The organism is Methylobacter psychrophilus (genome assembly GCF_025583945.1).
GTDB classification, from domain to species: domain Bacteria; phylum Pseudomonadota; class Gammaproteobacteria; order Methylococcales; family Methylomonadaceae; genus Methylobacter_C; species Methylobacter_C psychrophilus.
In genome coordinates this window covers 38,235-55,989 of sequence record NZ_JAOEGU010000028.1, presented here as the reverse complement: position 1 = coordinate 55,989, position 17,755 = coordinate 38,235, and the positions used below count along the sequence as shown (strand labels likewise).

Here is a 17,755-nt window from a genome sequence, read left to right as displayed (position 1 = left end):
ATTCTTCAGGCTTGTGTCTTGGTAATTGAGCATAAGGAGTCATGGCTATCCGTGTTTTCAGAGGTAGATCACTATTTTAACCTTATAAAGGCCAAATTCTATGTCGATTATTTAGGAAAGATGTCTATTGAGTCAATTACTCCAAATAGTACCGACTTGCATCACAGGCCAAACCGAAACCCACGCTGGATAAACGATTGCCATCAGAAATTTCGGCAACTGGAAATAATCGACGGGTGATTTGTTGAATGATCGGAATGGCAGTACCGCCGCCGGTAAGGATAACGAGAGCAACGTCATCTGTTTTCACACCCGCCATCACAACACATTCAATAATGGTTTCCTGAAGATTCTCGATACTCGCATAGAGACTATCCTCAAATTGTGACCGATTACTATGCACTTGCAAACCTGCCTCAATAAAATCAAGATCAGCAGTTGCTTGCTCGTTTAAGCTAAGTTGAATTTTGGTTTCTTCAATAAGAGACATCAATGCGTGTCCCTGTTCTCCCTCAACAATTGATAACAGCCTGTTGGTAAGGGCTTTGTCGGTTGACTGGCTGATTAACGCGCTTAGATCCCTTTTATATTTTCGCGTATACATGTACTGAATTTTACTCAACTCTGACAAATCAAAAAAAGGTGTTATCGGAAAAGTCAGGCCTTTTGAACCCCACAAAGAACCCATCCCCAATAGTGGCATAAAAGATTTCAGACTCAAGGCCCGATCAAAATCATTACCACCAATCCTGACTCCCGCATTAGCCAAAATATCCTCTTGGCGCTCAGGCTTTTTAATATAACGCCCGGATAAGCGCATTATCGTAAAGTCTGAGGTACCGCCACCAATATCCATGACGATAGCTAAGCGCTCTTTATCGCCCATCGTTAATTCATGGGCGAATGCAGCGGCAATTGGTTCATATTGAAAGCGAATATTTTTAAAACCGGCCGATGTAAATATGGCTTCAAGTTGACCTTCTGCCTCTTTATCGGCTTTATCATTGCCATTGACAAAATGAACCGGTCTTCCTGCAACAACGTTGCTGATTTCTTTGCCTGCAAATAACTCGGCTTTATTTTTTATATCTTCAATAAAATGGCCAATAATAGACTCAAATTTTGTTTTTCTTCCGCCGATGATTGTCCCTTCTTTCATCAAAGAAGTTCCAAGCACCCGCTTAAAGCTTCTCATAAATCGGCCATCTTCTCTTGCCACATAAGCATTAATGGCTTTACGGCCGAAAAGAACGCCGTGAGTTTCTGTCGGAAAAAAAATTGTCGACGGTATCGTTAAGTGTTCTTCCTCTACTGGAACCAATGTTATTGGATGATCACTACCACTAGCAATGGCAATTGTTGTATTCGACGTTCCAAAATCGATTCCGCAGGCAATTTCATCGTTGCCATGCATTTTTCGTGTATTCATACCAAGTTTTATCGTAAATAGAACCACTGATATTAATGATCAGTAATCCGGGGTGGGGCTAAACCGGGAAATTACCACGGCGCTATATTTGTGCCGTATGAAAACGGCCGGGATAATCCAAAACTCAAAATGAGCGGAACGCTAAGAAATTGTTACAACGCCAGTTTACTCGCCAATAAATCAAAATCAGCGCTTTCCAACCAGGGCAACATACCCAGTAAAGGAACGTCCAAAGCAGTTGTTATGGTGTCTATATTTTCGTCAAGCTTTATCATATCAGGATCTACACATACGGCAATCCAACCAGCACAGGGCACGCCCGAGTATTGTATTGCCAAATAAGTTAATTTTGCGTGATTGATGCAACCCAATTTGATGGCAACTACCAATATAATGGGCAATGCCAGTGCTTTTGCCAAATCGCTAATATCTTCATGGTCATTCAACGGCGCATACCAACCTCCGGCACCTTCGACCACTACGATTTCAGCTAATTCTTTCAGGACAGTAAAATGCTCGGCAATATTAGCCAGTTTGACAGGATTAGTTGTACCTGCGATATGCGGCGAAACAGGTAATTCGTATGCGTAGGGATTGATCAAGTCATAGTCAATCTTGAATGATGCATTTTCCTGTATCATTAAGGCATCTTCATTTTTCAGTTGGCCGTCCTGATTAGAGCAACCCGCTGCAACTGGTTTCATGCCAACAACGGTTTTTCCTTGCTGCTTAAAATAACGCATCAGCGCAATGGTCGCCCAAGTTTTTCCGGCATTGGTATCGGTACCGGTTATAAAATAGCCTTGTTCCATAATGTTATACCTTGGCGATAACGTTAATAACTTCAAAAGTCGCTGAAATCTGATCGCTAACTTTATGTTTTTCGTAAGCGGAAATCATCTGCTGCATCACTGTTTTTGTAGTCATTTTTTTATTACGGCCAGCAATCACCTGCTGTGCGCCCAAATATTTTAACTCTTGCATTAACATCCAAACTGAATCATAAGGCGATATAAAAAGCTTACTTTTCAGCTGGCTATTTTTAAATCCCGCTTGCTGAAGAAACAGCTTTAACTGTGCTGCACTGTAAAAGGCATTAACGTGATTGTAGCTATCAACAGTAGCCCAGGCACTTTTCAATTCATGTAGTGTTTGTGGGCCAAATGTCGAAAAAATAAGCTGACCTTCCGGTTTTAACACCCGTTTAATATCGGTAAAAACAACATCCAGATTACGACACCATTGCAAGGCAAGATTGGAAAAAACGCCATCAATACTTTGCCCGGCAAGAGGCAAGTGCTCTGCATCTGCGCAGATATAGTTAACACTGCATTTATCAGGCATCTTGCCTTGCGTTGTTTGTAACATCGATAAAGCAATATCCAGAGCAATAATGGCTTCATGGTTTGAATGAGCCAACAACTCTCCCGTTAAAAAACCGGTACCGCACCCCAAATCCAACAATGTGCCGTTCAGCCTGGTTGCATCAATGGCATGGAGTAATTCTCTACCCACGGCACGCTGCAATCCAGCGACACTGTCATAAGTTAATGAAGCGGCTGAAAATGATTGTTTAATTCTGACTTTATCCAGGATCATTGTGCCTATCCAAAAAACAGGAAATAATGGTTAATACCTCTTCGGAATGTGACAAAAACGGCACATGCCCTGCTCTATCAATGATATTAATTGCTATTTTAGGCGCTAACGCTTGCATATTTTGACCTACACTGATGGGTACTAACGTATCCCTGCCACCTAATATCACAGAAACCGGCACCGTTATGTCAGATAAAGCTTGCCGTAAATCGGCATGTTTTAATATCTGCAAACCACCTTGCAAAGTTTCTTTATCAGGTGCATTGCACTCCATGACTGCTGATTTAAGCGCTTTCAACAAGATTTTGTAATCCGGTAAGTTACTCACTTGCAGGGATAAAAAGCGTAGCAAAGTCGCTTGACAACTTTCATTCAACTGCCCGGCAAAGGCCTCTAACAAACTAACATTCATGCCCGACCACTGCCCTGTTTGGGTAAACAAAGGATTTCCTGCCAATAAAACCAGAGAATTAACACGCTCGGGAAAACGGTTGGCTATATCCAGCACTACCGTCGTACCCAACGACCAACCCAACCAACAACTACTTTCATCAGATACGGCATTAACCAGCGCTTCACTGATCTGCTCCAGTGCAAATGAATCAATATTTTCACTGTATCCATGCCCCGGCAAATCAACGCAGGTCACTTGATAATTTTTTGCTAACTGTTGGGCAAAATGTCGCCAAATGCCACTATGCATAGCCCAGCCATGAACCAGCACCACGGGTTTGCCTTTACCAAAAGTTTGTTGATGAATTTTAGTCATTCGTTTTTGCACAAAAATAGTGAACCATTTGGCTCATAAAACGATGTCCGCTGAAGATTACAAACCTCGACCAGCAAGTTTAAAAACGCCAATGACTTTCAAAATGTGGATGATGGAGTGCAAGCTTCGCCACGCTTTAGCTTTAAACTATCAACTTGGTAATGAAAAACCCCTGTTCTTCTTCGTACCCTTCGTGTCTCGGCAACTGCTCCTGCGTCTCTTAAGGAGCCTACTGTTGGTGCTCTAGTTCCTGCATCCATGCAGTCATTCATGGTGAAAATTTTTTGGCTTATTTTCACTTTCTCATTGCCTTAACCAACGCATCCAGCAACTGATCAACCTGATATTCTTCATGCAATGCCGAAAACGTTACGCGTAAACGCGCACTGCCTTTAGGGACGGTGGGCGGCCTGATTGCACTGACTAAAAAACCGGCATTCAACAAGTCATTACTGATATCTACAGCGCGTTGGCTCGCGCCAATGATGATCGGCTGGATTGCAGAAGTAATATGGTCTTCGCTTGTAGGGTCAAGAGGATTTACCAAAAACAAACCTGCCTGCCCTGCTCCCAACCTAAAACGATCCGCCAGCTTTTTAAGCTTGTCTCTGCGCCAATTTTCTGCAATAACGATTTTTAAACTGGCCCGGGTAGCTTCTGCGACTGCTGCAGGTAATGCCGTGGTATAAATATAGGTACGGGCTTTCTGGATCAAGGTTTCAATTAATGTGTCAGAACCCGCTATGAAGGCACCAAAAGTGCCAAAGCCTTTACCCAGCGTCCCCATTAACACAGGGACATCTTTCTGGTTAAGCCCATAATATTCCAAAAGCCCACCACCATGTTCACCGATTACGCCCAGTCCATGTGCATCATCAACCATCAACCAAGCAGAACTGGCTTTTGCAGTGACAGATAATGCTGTCAAAGGTGCAAAATCTCCGTCCATACTGAATACACCATCAGTAACGATCAATTTATTACCGATTGCTTTTTTCAAATGGATATTAAGATTTTCAACATCAGCATGGGCATAGCGCTTAAACTTTGCACCCGAACTCAAACCACCATCGAGCAAAGAGGCGTGATTTAATCGATCCTCAAACACTGCATCACTTCGACTTAACAACGCCGACATTACGCCCATATTGGCCATGTAACCGGTAGAAAACAATAAAGCCCGATCACGACCGGTGAAGGCCGCCAACTCTTCTTCCAGTGCGTGATGAGCAGCACTATGTCCACAAATCAAATGTGCGGAACCACTGCCAACACCATACTGATCAACGGCGTTTTTAAAAGCGCTAACTACCTCTGGATGATTTGCCAGACCCAGATAATCATTACTACAAAAATTGACGACATTGCGGCCGTTAATTTGCAGATTAACACCTTGAGGCGAAGCGATAACACGTCGGGAACGATATAAACCGGCATCAGCAATAGCTTCCAGATTACCCGATAACTGTGAAAATGGAGCGGTCATCAGGCGTAACTTGAACCGCCTGAATAAATACCCAAGCGATCAAATAATGCCAAATCGTGATTTGTCATCGGATTATCGGTGGTCAATAACTTATCACCATAAAAAATAGAATTTGCACCCGCAAAAAAACATAAAGCCTGCATTTCATCGCTCATCTTGCTGCGACCGGCTGACAAACGCACCCGTGATTTAGGCATCATAATTCTGGCAACCGCCAATGTTCTGATAAAGACAAGCGGATCCAACGCCTCGGTACCCATTAACGGCGTACCTTCAACCTGAACCAACATATTAACAGGCACACTTTCAGGATGCTTGGGCATGTTGGCCAACTGGATTAATAAGTTAGAGCGATCCACATCACTTTCCCCCATACCAACAATACCACCACAACACACGTTAATACCGGCATCTCTAACGCGTTCCAAAGTATCCAGACGATCCTGATAGGTTCGTGTCGTAATGACTTCGGAATAATACTCTTCAGAAGTATCCAGATTATGATTGTAATAATCCAGACCACCTTCCTTTAATCGCAGTGTTTGGGCATCGGTCAACATTCCCAAAGTAACGCAGGTTTCCATGCCCAGTGCTTTGACACCCTGGACCATCTCTATCACCCGCTCAACATCTTTGTCTTTTGGTTTACGCCAGGCCGCCCCCATACAAAAACGTGAAGCACCCTGATCCTTGGCTTGCTTGGCGGCCTTTAAAACGGCATCAACCGGCATTAGTGCCTCGGGCGTCAAACCTGAATCATAACGCGCACTTTGAGGACAATAGCCACAATCTTCCGAACACGAACCAGTTTTGATACTCAATAAACTGCTAATTTGAACTTCATTAGGATCAAAATGCTCTCTATGAACGATTTGAGCCTGAAACAGCAAATCATTAAAAGGCAAAGCATAAAGTGCTTGCACTTCATCCAGTTGCCAATCATGACGGATGGCCAGTGAATCGTGACGGTTAATGGCAGGGTTTGCAGGCATTCGGTAATCTCCGGCTACAGTAATAAATTATGAGTAACAAGCAATGACATCACTCGTCAACCTGTTGAAATGAAAAGTGTACACAACTGGATCAATATTATACAGGATTACCTGCTTCCGCCTACCTGCATCTTGTGTGGTAACACCGGAGAAAATGGCCTCGATTTATGTAAGTCGTGTTACCAGCGCTTACTTAGAAATAATCAGTGCTGTTATCGATGTGCAGAAATTTTTGAAATAGCAACAATCTCACCCGTACTTTGTGGTCGCTGCCTGAGCTCAAACCCGGCCTTTGATGAAACTTACGCACCCTTTATCTATCAAGGCGAAATGCGTCATCTGATTACTTCATTAAAGTTTGGTGCACACTACAAAAATGCACGTTTACTGGGCCTGCTACTGGCTGAACACCTGAAAAAAACAGCAGAAAAACCTGATCTGATACTACCTGTTCCGCTACATAAAACCCGTTACCAACAACGGGGCTTTAACCAGGCTATCGAAATTGCGAAAACAGTTGCCAAAGAATTAAAAATTCCTTTAGACCTGAATAGCTGTATCAGACATCGTGACACACCACATCAAACCGCCTTAACTGCAAAACAACGCCGTAAAAACATCCAGAATTCTTTTTCCATTATCAAACCCCTTCATGCCCAACATATCGCCATCCTTGATGACGTAATGACCACCGGATCAACTGCCCATGAGTTGGCTTATCTATTAAAAAAAGCAGGAGTGGATCAGGTGGATGTTTGGGTGTGTGCCAGAGCTTGATTTAGGGTAGAGACTAATAACTAATCCTTACTTTTTGGGCTAAAATACTGACAAAATAAGCACTATTATTGTTAGTCAAAATACTTGATTGCCTGACTTTCAAGATATATCTAAATAACCTGATTAAGCATTGCGTAAATTCTGGCAATCGCTCCCTGATTCTGGCGCACAAATAGCATGCCTTTTTCGGCCAATTCTGCTCTGTAGGCAGGCTGTTCATACAGTGCCAGCATGGCATTGACAATATCCTCTTCGTTTTGGCATTGAATGGCAGCCTTACTACTTAATACTCCGCAGGCTATTTCCTTAAAGTTGGCCATATAAGGGCCAAACATTACGGGAATACCTACCGCAGAGGCCTCCAAAATATTATGGCCACCGGTAGGGACCATGCTGCCACCGACAAAAGCAACATCCGAAGCCGCATACAGCATTTTTAATTCACCCATGGTATCAGCCAGATAAATATCAGTTTCTGTATTTACCACGTTACCTGACGTACGCATGACCACCGCTAGTTTTAATTGTTCACACAGCTTTTTAACATCAGCAAAACGTTCGGGATGCCTTGGCGCTATAACCAATAATAATTCAGGAATTTTTTGTTTGATTTTTTTATAGATTTCCAGAAACAGGGGTTCTTCGTCTTTATGGGTACTGGCAATCAACCAAACAAATCGACCACCAAATAAATCGTTTTTTATCTGTAAACCCTGAGCAATAATTAACTGTGGAATTTCAACATCAAATTTTATATTGCCTAATGTTTTAACTTTGTCACTATCCGCACCAATAGCAATAAACCGGCTTGCATCATCTAGTGTTTGTGTTGCAATACCTTTGACCTGGGCTAAAGCCGGATGAACCAACGAGGGGATTTTTTGATAACCACGAGATGACTTTTCTGATAACCGGGCATTAATAATATATAAGGGGATATTATTTTTTCCGCAAGACATAAATAGATTCGGCCAGATTTCCGTTTCCATAATAACCGCCAGCTTAGGCTTAAAACAGCCTATAAACCGATTGACTGCGTCAGGGATGTCATAAGGAAGGTAAACATGTGCCACTGTTTCCTGCATTACTGCAGTAACTCGGGCAGATCCAGTCGGTGTAGTAGTGGTAATTAACAACTTGGCTTCTGGATGTTGTTTTTGTATTTGTCGAACCAGGGGGAATAAAGCCTCAGCTTCGCCTACGGAGACAGCGTGAAACCAGATAACATCTTGAGGGAATTTTTTATTATATAAAGCAAAGCGTTCACGCCATCGACATCGATAGGCAGGTGCTTTTATACCACGCCAGAGCAAGCGTAAAAGTATGAAAGGAATTAACAGGTAAAAAAGACAAGAATAAATAATCCGCATAGTGAAAAGGTGTAGACGTCAGATTAAAAACCAACATCTACACTTTTCGCTTTACATTTTTAAAAACTATGCTTCAGCAACAACTTTTATAGTCAGCGTTACTATTACATCAGAATGTAAATTAATGTCGATGTCATAATCGCCAATAAGGCGAATCGCTCCATGTGGCAAACGAATTTGATGTTTTTCGACAGCAATACCTGCTGCAGTAATAGCATCAGCAATATTATTAGTCCCTATGGAACCAAATAATCTGCCTTCATCACCTGCTTTGTGGGCAATTACAATTTGTAGCTTACCTAATTCATTACCTATTTTTTGAGCAGCACTTAGCTTTTCAGCAGCGGCTTTTTCAAGATCGGCACGACGTGCTTCAAATTCGGCAATTTTCTTGGCTGTTGCAGGAACAGCTTTACCTTGTGGAACAAGATAGTTTCTTCCGTAACCTGATTTAATAGTGACTTTGTCACCCAAGCTACCCAAGTTTGCTATCTTTTCAAGAAGAATGACTTCCATCTTTAAATCCTCACCTTTCGGTTTTTAACCAATTATTTATACGCCGTCAGGCGTGTGTGTATTCGATTTTCTTTTTCGTAAGTTCAACCACGGGTCACTCAAACCAATCAGGGCAACAAGCAGCATCGCATGGGGTATCAGAAACAGGGTTATATAGAGCATCGGCACTATATATCGTCCTAGCTTCATCTTTGAAAACATGGTGTGTAATACAGCGGTTCCACTGACTGTGTATAACACAAAAAGCAGGATACTGACATTCCATGCTATTTCAGAGATCGCTCCAGAACTGGCCAAGGCAATGACTATAACTGTAACGCTGCCTATTGACAGCCTTGGTTTCGTTTCCAAAGACAAAAACTCTGCCCTGAAACCACCTGGATTATAGAGATTTGCCTGCCACCATCGACCTAAGAATAAGCCAAACAGCAAGCCAAATACTGAACCTGCAGCAACCACTCCAGTCATGTAATGCACAAGCACATCAATTGTGCGCTGAATATCTGCAACGGGTGCATCAGCCGGAATCATTTGCGAAAGAACGGCTTTCCACATCAAGGCGGGATCTGCGGCAGTAAGGTAAAAACCTATAACACCGACTATGCCAATCAATATCGCAATTTCAACCGCCAGAGATAAATACTGCCCTTCTCTTAAGACGATTGAGATCAACCAAACCGGCAACCATAGAACCATTACATAAAGCAAAGCAAACTGATAGTTACCTAGTACCAGAAACCCTAATAATCCGGCTGCCACACTGGAGCATGCCAAAACATAAAAGCCTTCGAATGCACCTCGTCTTAAAGTAACGAGAGCAACAGTGGCTGAACTTACAACACTTACAGGAGGCATCATTAGTGACAATAATGCGAGAGAAGAGGCTACTAACATAGCCTGCATTCTGCCACGCATAATGTATGTCGCTAAAAAATTCACAACCCCTCCGGTATGATGTTATTTGTGCGCGTCGCAGAACGGCAGCAAAGCAATAAAACGAGCACGTTTAATTGCAACACATAGCTGTCTTTGATACTTGGCGCTGGTTCCTGTGATTCGACTAGGAACAATTTTGCCGGTTTCAGTAATATAATCACTTAATAAATCCAGATCTTTATAATCAATCTGTGTTCCGCCTTCTGAACTAAATCGGCAGAATTTTTTGCGTCTAATGTTACGTGCCATGATAATTTCCGTAATCCAATAAGTTAAAAGTGTTATTCAGGAGCTGTTTCGTCAGCATCAGCCTCATCAGAATCTTCATCTTCTGGGGCTTCGTCTTCAATATCACCAGCTACAGGTACTGCAACTGCTTCTCTGGCAGCGGCATCTTTAGCTCTGGATTCAGCTGCTTTGTTTTCTTCCGCTGTTGAGGTAGCAATAGTAGAAGTTTCAGTGATGGCTGCTTTTTGCAATAAAGTCATGCTACGCAAAATAGCATCATTGAAACGAAAGCCACTTTCTAATTCTTCCAGCGTAGCCTGATCACACTCAACATTCATCAGCACATAATGGGCTTTATGAATTTTTTTAATTGGATAAGCAAGATGTCTACGACCCCAGTCTTCCAAACGGTGAATAGTACCGGATGTAGCTTCAATGGTTGACTTATAACGTTCAATCATTGCTGGAACCTGAGCGCTTTGGTCAGGATGGACTAAAAAGACAATTTCATAATGTCGCATTATTTTTCCTTTCGGTTAAGCCTTCCCTCTCTGTCTTAAAAAGAAGGTAAAGCAAGGAGGAGCGGAATGCTCCGTACAGCCCCGCATTATAAAGCTTTTTTCTGTCATTGGAAAATACTATTAATCGATAAGTTAACTTAATGAGTAAATCCTGCCAGTCCAAAAACCTAAAAAACTAATTTTTACCACCTATTTTACAATACTAGCCAGAATAATAATTGGCAGGGAGTCACTAAAACCCTTAAATATAAAGTACAGCCATGCGCCGCCAATAATAACCACTATGAGCCCTGTCATCCCAAACCACTAACTGATGATTGATACTTTTTTGCCATAATATTGAACTTAACTGTTCATTATTCTGTAAAAACGGATCTTCTTTGCCAATAACCAGAGTAATATCCATTTCCCTTAATTTCCCCAAGCGCCAGGAGCATTCCAGATTAGGCAAAAAATGACTGGGCGTATGAAAATAAATATCTTCATTATAAAAACCATCAAAAAGATCGTTAAAAAACTCTACATTCAGCGTAAGGTCATACCTGCCAGAGAAAGCAACCAACTTTTGAAAAAACTGAGGATACCGAAAAACGATATTGGCAGCATGAAAGGCCCCCAGACTTAAGCCATGAGAAATAACACACTCATGCGGATTCTTGCTATGCATGAAAGGCAATACTTCGTTCAAAATGTATTCTTCAAAGTCTATATGCCGTTGAATACGACCGGAAGGGTGCGCCCATTCACAGTAGAAACTTTCTGCATCAACACTATCAATACAATAAAGCTGTATCCAGCCTTGTTCTATCTTGTGCTTTAAGGACGCTACCATCCCCAGGTTTTCATACTCATAAAATCGTCCAATGCGCGAAGGAAAAACCAATACTTTTGCACCGGCATGACCAAATACCAACAGCTCCATATCACGCTGCAATCCATCACTCCACCACTTGTGATATTCGCGGTTCATCCTGTCTCTCCAATGCTTATGTCAATTTAGTCTTTGCCAAGCGGTGCAAAAAAAGCATCGAGTTGATTAATGAGTTCATCTTCTTGCTGTACCTGATTGGAGTAGTTATGATGCCCTGCCTCCAAAATAAACAATTGTTTTTCCTCCGGCAATGCATTGTATATTGCAAACTGTCCGGGCGGAGCAACACAAGGATCAAATTTTGCGCAGGCACAATGCATAGGCATAGTGATTCGTTTTGCTGTCAAAGCGGCATCGTAATAGCGTAAAACCTTAAGTGTCTGTTTTTTATGTGTACAATAATATTGCTGAACGCTATGTGCACTGCCATTGGTAGCAAGCCTTAAACGTAAAGGATGATGTCCAAACGAGGGTACATTGAGATGGCCTCTGCCAATACGTGACTCCCACGGTAACGCCAAAGCGCCAATACCGCCGCCAAAACTAATACCCAGATAACCCAAATGCCCTGCCAAATCGGGAAACAGGCACAGCATGGTAGTAACTGCCAGCCATATGTCTTCAACGCAACCGCCCAGAATATAACCATCCTTTTGATTAATGTTATGCAGTACATGCCAACAGGGTTCGGAAGAAATGGATGGTTGGGCGCTGAGCGCCAAGCCACGAGAACAGGGAAACAACAAGGCTGCATCTTTAAAGGGCAAATGATAATCAGGCCCATCGCGTCCGCCATAGCCATGCCCGATAATAAATCCACGCCTAATAACGCCGGAAGTTGGTACCATCAACCAACCTCGAATAGGGAAATTATCGGTAGAAATATAACTAATCTCAAAAACACGCCAGCCTTGCCTGTCTTCACTAATAATCTTTGTCTGTGGCTGCGGATTAATAGTTAATGCTTTTTGATAGCGCTGTTGCCAGAAACTATCAAAGTCTTTCGGTTCTTTCGGCGGATTTACCTTTAGTAATTGCTCAAGCGAATATCCATAAGTCGGGTCAAAATTGTATTCAGTTGTATTCATAACGCATTTATTGTTGCCTGATATTAATGCAGCCCTCAAAAATTCTGCTATTTATAACACGGTAATTATTACAGGATTATTTACACAAACCATACTAGCGAATCAACTATTAAACACAATTAACAAACCGTATCTTTGAGTCTGAAATCACCCTATCAGTAATAAACCCTGAACGACCGTTGTATTTGCTCAAACTCATAGAGGTAAGGTTGTGCTACCTGGTGGTTATTAACTACGACCAACAAGTCATGTGAAAAAACAGAAGTGTTATACCAGTTAAAACTGCCTTCTATAACAATTGCATCGTCGATAACACAATATTTGGAATGAATCGGCGAATAAGGGACGGGGTGATCGTCTTGCCCGTACACTAATCCAACTAAAATACCGGCATTTTTTAAGCGTTGTACTGCCGGTAATAACGGGCGATTAAGTTCATCTACCATAGGTCGTGCAACACCAATCTGTCCTTGCCTGGCCAAATGTCCATTAAAAAGAACATGTACATAAACGCCTCTATTTTTGGCATGTATCAAGGCATCAACCACACTGTCATGATAATCACCCAGCAAATCGCCCATTAAAAACAAACACAGCTTAATCGAATGCCGGGCACGATGAATTTCTGCCAGGATGGCGTGATGGGGCCGATAAGGTTTCCCGTTAAGCATCATCTGCCTGCCAAAGGTATAGAGTAGATTAAAATGACTTAAAGGATTAATGCCGTATTTTTGATTAACACCACCACGCTGACTTTGAAATATATTATCAAGCAGTCGACAGACCCCCTTGGAATGAAAAGTCATGCCGGATTCCCAATTAGCCCACCAGCGATCGAAGGTGATATTGAATGAACCCAGTATGCAATCCTCATCGTTAAAAATAACAAATTTGGTGTGCATATCCGGCTCAACTTCAATGAGGTGATGCTGGGGTGTGCAAAAGACGCCTATCAACTCAAGCCGTGCACGTTTCAATCTTGCATAGTTGTGACTATTGGTAAGAGTCATCTTGCGCCAGTCCACAATACACTGCACCAAAACTCCCTGCTGACTGGCGTGAATTAAATGGGAAACAAAATCCGAGTCATCAATACAGTCAACACTCACTTTAATGGTACAAAGTCGACCAGGGTTTTCCCACTTGCTGCGAATCACCTTATCGATATGATCATGAATAAAACGTTTGGGATGATAAGGGTGATATTGCTGGCCTTTGGTAAATTTTGGCGTCAGATTTAAGGATTCAAAATGGTAATTATACCAATCGACGTCGCTTTGTAATTCGGCAGCATTTAATTCGTAGGTTCGATAATTATTAGTCGTTGTCCATTCGCCGGTAATCTTTCTATACTGGGGAAGTGCATCATGCGCTTGATGATTATCCATAAAAATATAATCATTTTGAGACGGGATAGAGTGCTCGTCCCGGTGCACAACAAACGAAAACTTGATGCAATTAATCGGGCCATGATTATTGGAAAACGGTAATATATAAAAATCACGTGTACAGCGCTTATGCCGATCCCATTGGATATCAAAAGCATCCGTATCAACAATGTAAGTTTCGCATAATCCATGGTCACGATACACTTTGAGAATAACTTTTAGATTAGCCTGAACGCCGAAGAACATATCAAATTCTATTTTCCCCCAGCGCACAGCAAATTTATCATTATAATCATTGACTCTCTGAAAATAGCCGCCCAAATACCCATGAACGGGAGTGGCATAGTGCTCTGCTATTTGCATGTAATTACCTGGTAGAAAAGCAAATTTTTTATATTATTTTTATTCATCAGATTAATAATAGAGTTGATAACTTCACTTCGGCTCAAAAGTCATAAAATAACCACAATGATCCGAAACGCGGCCATAATCTTCTTCAGTAAATAACACCTTTCCTGAAATAATATGTAATTGACTGGCCTTATTCATAAAAATATAGTCAATACGGTAATCATCGGCAAGGTAATGTTGCCAATGGACGTCATTTACTTTAAATATTTTTTCAAATGCACCTTGATCGTTAACAGCCAGGAACTGATCATCATACACATTGGTGTCAACCACCAGACAGTAGCCCTCTGATCCTGCCGTGATATTAAAGTCACCACACAGCAGGGTAGCGCTCACCGCTTCTGTTTGGTTATCTCCAGCCCACTCACTTAGTTTGTTAAACTGCTCCGAAAAGCCGTCATCCCACCAACTAAGATGCGCCGAAAAAAAATTAATCAAGCCCATGTAAGGCACATTAACTTGCGCCATAACGACTTTTCTGGAATGGATACTGTAAGCACTATGACTGCCCGAAACATATTTTGATGCCTGTTTCAAGAGCGGATATCGGCTTAAGATAGCAACGCCTTCGCGGTATTTATCAAAACCCAAATGCGACCAATCCGTGTAAAGATGATAAGGGGGATTAAGTCGATCGTTTATTATTTTAGCTGAATTGCTGTTCCAGTCACCCTGTCCATCGTTCCAAAGCTCGGCGACTTCCTGAAGACAGACAACATCAACATCCAGATCGTTAATCGCTGTCGCTATTTGTGAAAATTTAAAATCCTGATTATCTTCCTGATAGCAGTGTAAATTAAGAATCATAACTTTTAACGGTTCATGACTAACCGAATAATTTTTATCCTGATTATTGTCCCAAAAAACCTTATCGTCGCATTCACAGGAAATGGTGTATTGCAATCGAAAAGCATTATCTATTTTGAGCAATCCTTGCCAAATCTGAGAACCATATTGATTTGGATTTCTGGCATTACTGCCCGATTTTTTATCCCAATAATTTCTTTTAAAGTGACAGGGAGTTTTATAACTATGCCGCCAATTATCGATTGTCCAGTGAATAGTCACTGTTTTGGCATTAACCGCATGATTTACTGATACGCTGACAGGAACGTATTTTTGCCCATTCTTCAATTTATTTTCAAAACCGATATTGAGTACCGGATGATTGCTAACAACTTTAATTCCGGAATCGGCCTGACTGGAATAATTTACGCCATATTTATTATCCCAATATTCTCTATATTGTGCCTGATAACGCAAGGCAAAATTAATATTACCAGGCAGTGATTTATCTGCTGTACTGATAGCTGTTATTTGTGCTTGCCAGTACTCTTTGTGGTGACCTACTTGACTATGCCAGATTGCCGGTAGCGTATGCCAAACGCCATCTTCGCCAGCCCAAAGAACATCAATTTTCTTGTCATGACTCTGATTTTCTACTAGCATAAAAAAAAACAATTCCTGGTGCAAACCTCTTTTTTTTCTGGTTATAATATTTTCAACATATAGCAGTTGAATCATTTTCATCGGTTATCTCCGTCACCATAAACGTGCACATCACAGATAATACTGTCAGAACGAGATCTACACCTATTCACCCAGGTGACATCCAAGAATAAATAGCCCCAAGTGATGCAGGATTTTTGTTTATTTTCAACGGCTGCAAGGATGCAGGAGGTAGGGCACCAAAAATAGACTCCTTAATAGATGCAGAAGTAGTTGCCAACGCGGAAAAATAAGCGCGTAGTCGGCTACTTAACTATTTTAACAACACAGAAAATGAATAAAAAAACCAGTAAGCCAAGTATATTTTTCTGGCAAATCGCCTTAGGGGATATTCATTCTTGAGTATAGCCTAAAAGATTTTCATATAACGCCAGATACTGCTCAGCACTACGTTGCCAGGAAAAATCTTTTTTCATGGCATTAATCTGCATTTTCTTCCAAGTATCAGGAATACTATATAAAACCAGAGTGCGTTTGATGGCTTCAAGCAATGCGCCTGAACTCGCTTCATTAAAGACAATACCGCTGGCTGTGTGATTGCTTAATGAACCAGGCAAAGTATCAGTCACTGTATCAGCCAAGCCTCCGGTTTTTCTGACAACAGGTATAGTGCCGTAACGTTGACTGTACATTTGATTCAAGCCACACGGCTCAAATCGCGAAGGCATTAAGAAAATATCAGCACCGGCCTCGATAAGATGTGCCAGCGATTCATCGTAGCCGATGGTTATCGATATTTTATCAGGATACAAATCAGCCATTTTTTGTAGCTGTTTTTCAAACTTTTTATCGCCATTGCCCAGTAATACAAATTGCATATCCATGGCAATCATCTCTGGAAGACATTCCAAAATCAGATCTATGCCTTTTTGCTCTACCAGACGACTGATTAACCCAAAGAGAGGCACACAGTCGTTAACCGGAAGCGCAAATCGAGTTTGTAATTCAGCTTTGTTAAGCCGCTTTTTATTAAGCGTTGTAACCGTGTAATTCTGTGCTATAAACGGATCTGTTTCAGGATTCCATTGATCAAGATCAATGCCATTAATGATGCCGCCTAAAAACTCTTTACGATGATCCAATAACCCTTCAAGACCATAACCAAACTCTGGCGTTTGTATTTCCAAAGCATAAGTCGGGCTAACGGTAGTAATATGATCGGCATAAACCAGGCCACCTTTAATAAAAGACAACATCTCATGAAACTCCAGTCCGGCCGGATTCCATAATTGCCCCGACAAATTTAACAGGGCTGCTGTACTTGCAGGAAATAAGCCCTGATAAGCCATATTATGTATGGTAAATACGGTCGATGGCCGATTGCTTTCGAGCGATAGCAAAGCTGGAACCAAACCACTTTGCCAATCGTTGCAATGAACGATATCGGGCTTCCAGTCCAAATTAGCTCTATCCATAGCCATTTCAACAACAATACGACAAAACAAGCCAAAGCGTTCAGCGTTGTTGGACCAAGGCTCACCCAACTCATCGACATAGGGATTGCCCGGATAGTTGAAGTATGCAGGATAATCAACCAACCAGACAATCACATGACTATCCGGCATACGGGTTTCAAGTATATTAATATTTCGGTTATCAACCCGTATGGAACAAAGAAAACGGACATTTTCACTAGTTTTTAATGCTTGATAATTAGGAATAATCAGCTTTATATCTTGGGATAATTCGGCTAGTGCCTTAGGCAAACTACCGCAAACATCAGCAAGCCCACCCGTTTTAATCAAAGGATGTGCTTCACTGGTAACAAAGAGAATTTTTTTCATGAGATCCTATGATCACTTAAATTTAAGAGCAGGTACAAGATACAAGGCACAATACAATCACTATTAACCTTGCACCTTGTA

Annotated in this window: 17 protein-coding genes; 1 reads left to right on the top strand and 16 read right to left on the bottom strand. The window is 41.7% G+C overall.

Annotation, left to right across the window (positions count from 1 at the left end; translation table 11 throughout):
- Positions 1–136 precede the first annotated feature (136 nt).
- From N7974_RS13410 to bioB, 6 genes are all read right to left on the bottom strand, one after another.
- Positions 137–1,429 (bottom strand): Hsp70 family protein, encoded by a 1,293-nt coding sequence (locus N7974_RS13410; RefSeq protein ID WP_262966105.1) that lies wholly within the window; start codon positions 1,427–1,429, stop codon positions 137–139.
- 152 nt (positions 1,430–1,581) lie between these two features.
- Positions 1,582–2,241, bottom strand: a complete 660-nt coding sequence (bioD, locus tag N7974_RS13405) for a dethiobiotin synthase (protein ID WP_262966104.1) — start codon at positions 2,239–2,241, stop codon at positions 1,582–1,584.
- 4 nt (positions 2,242–2,245) lie between these two features.
- Positions 2,246–3,028 (bottom strand): malonyl-ACP O-methyltransferase BioC, encoded by a 783-nt coding sequence (bioC, locus tag N7974_RS13400; RefSeq protein WP_262966103.1) that lies wholly within the window; start codon positions 3,026–3,028, stop codon positions 2,246–2,248.
- The gene (gene bioH / locus N7974_RS13395; protein WP_262966102.1) at positions 3,015–3,797 is read right to left on the bottom strand and encodes a pimeloyl-ACP methyl ester esterase BioH; all 783 of its coding nucleotides are present in this window, start codon (positions 3,795–3,797) and stop codon (positions 3,015–3,017) included. The genes bioC and bioH overlap by 14 nt, the downstream gene beginning before the upstream one ends.
- Positions 3,798–4,092: 295 nt before the next feature.
- Positions 4,093–5,283 (bottom strand): 8-amino-7-oxononanoate synthase, encoded by a 1,191-nt coding sequence (gene bioF / locus N7974_RS13390; RefSeq protein WP_262966101.1) that lies wholly within the window; start codon positions 5,281–5,283, stop codon positions 4,093–4,095.
- The gene (gene bioB / locus N7974_RS13385) at positions 5,283–6,275 is read right to left on the bottom strand and encodes a biotin synthase BioB (protein WP_262966100.1); all 993 of its coding nucleotides are present in this window, start codon (positions 6,273–6,275) and stop codon (positions 5,283–5,285) included. Before bioB ends, bioF begins: the two co-directional genes overlap by 1 nt.
- Before the next feature lie 69 nt (positions 6,276–6,344).
- On the opposite strand from bioB, the gene N7974_RS13380 reads away from it, so the two are divergent.
- Entirely contained in the window at positions 6,345–7,052 is a 708-nt protein-coding gene (locus tag N7974_RS13380; RefSeq protein WP_262966099.1) for a ComF family protein, read from the top strand.
- Between the two features lie 110 nt (positions 7,053–7,162).
- Here N7974_RS13380 and waaA read toward each other — a convergent pair whose 3' ends face one another.
- From waaA to glgA, 10 genes are all read right to left on the bottom strand, one after another.
- Positions 7,163–8,422, bottom strand: coding sequence for a lipid IV(A) 3-deoxy-D-manno-octulosonic acid transferase (waaA, locus tag N7974_RS13375; protein ID WP_262966098.1), 1,260 nt, complete (start codon positions 8,420–8,422; stop codon positions 7,163–7,165).
- 66 nt (positions 8,423–8,488) lie between these two features.
- Positions 8,489–8,938 carry a 50S ribosomal protein L9 gene (rplI, locus tag N7974_RS13370; RefSeq protein ID WP_262966097.1) on the bottom strand — a complete coding sequence of 150 codons (450 nt, stop codon included), beginning with the start codon at positions 8,936–8,938 and terminating at the stop codon, positions 8,489–8,491.
- 36 nt (positions 8,939–8,974) lie between these two features.
- Entirely contained in the window at positions 8,975–9,877 is a 903-nt protein-coding gene (locus N7974_RS13365) for a DUF2232 domain-containing protein (RefSeq protein WP_262966096.1), read from the bottom strand.
- 18 nt (positions 9,878–9,895) lie between these two features.
- Positions 9,896–10,123, bottom strand: a complete 228-nt coding sequence (gene rpsR / locus N7974_RS13360; protein WP_243217997.1) for a 30S ribosomal protein S18 — start codon at positions 10,121–10,123, stop codon at positions 9,896–9,898.
- 32 nt (positions 10,124–10,155) lie between these two features.
- The gene (gene rpsF, locus N7974_RS13355) at positions 10,156–10,623 is read right to left on the bottom strand and encodes a 30S ribosomal protein S6 (protein ID WP_262966095.1); all 468 of its coding nucleotides are present in this window, start codon (positions 10,621–10,623) and stop codon (positions 10,156–10,158) included.
- Between the two features lie 241 nt (positions 10,624–10,864).
- On the bottom strand, positions 10,865–11,593 hold the full coding sequence (locus N7974_RS13350) for an esterase family protein (protein WP_262966094.1): 729 nt from the start codon (positions 11,591–11,593) through the stop codon (positions 10,865–10,867).
- A gap of 26 nt (positions 11,594–11,619) precedes the next feature.
- Complete coding sequence (locus tag N7974_RS13345) at positions 11,620–12,582, bottom strand: acetylxylan esterase (RefSeq protein WP_262966093.1); 963 nt, start codon at positions 12,580–12,582, stop codon at positions 11,620–11,622.
- A 155-nt stretch (positions 12,583–12,737) separates the two neighbouring features.
- Complete coding sequence (locus tag N7974_RS13340; protein WP_262966092.1) at positions 12,738–14,333, bottom strand: phospholipase D-like domain-containing protein; 1,596 nt, start codon at positions 14,331–14,333, stop codon at positions 12,738–12,740.
- A gap of 72 nt (positions 14,334–14,405) precedes the next feature.
- Positions 14,406–15,830 (bottom strand): endonuclease/exonuclease/phosphatase family protein, encoded by a 1,425-nt coding sequence (locus tag N7974_RS13335; protein WP_262966091.1) that lies wholly within the window; start codon positions 15,828–15,830, stop codon positions 14,406–14,408.
- Between the two features lie 392 nt (positions 15,831–16,222).
- A complete protein-coding gene (gene glgA, locus N7974_RS13330; protein WP_262966090.1) occupies positions 16,223–17,674 on the bottom strand; it encodes a glycogen synthase GlgA in 1,452 nt (483 codons plus the stop codon).
- Positions 17,675–17,755 lie beyond the last annotated feature (81 nt).

Excerpts from the sequence above, each read along its gene's own strand:
- N7974_RS13410 (WP_262966105.1), bottom strand. The coding sequence starts at position 1,429 with ATGAATACACGAAAAATGCATGGCAACGATGAAATTGCCTGCGGAATC.
- bioD (WP_262966104.1), bottom strand. The coding sequence starts at position 2,241 with ATGGAACAAGGCTATTTTATAACCGGTACCGATACCAATGCCGGAAAA.
- bioC (WP_262966103.1), bottom strand. The coding sequence starts at position 3,028 with ATGATCCTGGATAAAGTCAGAATTAAACAATCATTTTCAGCCGCTTCA.
- bioH (WP_262966102.1), bottom strand. The coding sequence starts at position 3,797 with ATGACTAAAATTCATCAACAAACTTTTGGTAAAGGCAAACCCGTGGTG.
- bioF (WP_262966101.1), bottom strand. The coding sequence starts at position 5,283 with ATGACCGCTCCATTTTCACAGTTATCGGGTAATCTGGAAGCTATTGCT.
- bioB (WP_262966100.1), bottom strand. The coding sequence starts at position 6,275 with ATGCCTGCAAACCCTGCCATTAACCGTCACGATTCACTGGCCATCCGT.
- N7974_RS13380 (WP_262966099.1), top strand. The coding sequence starts at position 6,345 with ATGAAAAGTGTACACAACTGGATCAATATTATACAGGATTACCTGCTT.
- waaA (WP_262966098.1), bottom strand. The coding sequence starts at position 8,422 with ATGCGGATTATTTATTCTTGTCTTTTTTACCTGTTAATTCCTTTCATA.
- rplI (WP_262966097.1), bottom strand. The coding sequence starts at position 8,938 with ATGGAAGTCATTCTTCTTGAAAAGATAGCAAACTTGGGTAGCTTGGGT.
- rpsR (WP_243217997.1), bottom strand. The coding sequence starts at position 10,123 with ATGGCACGTAACATTAGACGCAAAAAATTCTGCCGATTTAGTTCAGAA.
- rpsF (WP_262966095.1), bottom strand. The coding sequence starts at position 10,623 with ATGCGACATTATGAAATTGTCTTTTTAGTCCATCCTGACCAAAGCGCT.
- N7974_RS13350 (WP_262966094.1), bottom strand. The coding sequence starts at position 11,593 with ATGAACCGCGAATATCACAAGTGGTGGAGTGATGGATTGCAGCGTGAT.
- N7974_RS13345 (WP_262966093.1), bottom strand. The coding sequence starts at position 12,582 with ATGAATACAACTGAATACAATTTTGACCCGACTTATGGATATTCGCTT.
- N7974_RS13340 (WP_262966092.1), bottom strand. The coding sequence starts at position 14,333 with ATGCAAATAGCAGAGCACTATGCCACTCCCGTTCATGGGTATTTGGGC.
- N7974_RS13335 (WP_262966091.1), bottom strand. The coding sequence starts at position 15,830 with ATGCTAGTAGAAAATCAGAGTCATGACAAGAAAATTGATGTTCTTTGG.
- glgA (WP_262966090.1), bottom strand. The coding sequence starts at position 17,674 with ATGAAAAAAATTCTCTTTGTTACCAGTGAAGCACATCCTTTGATTAAA.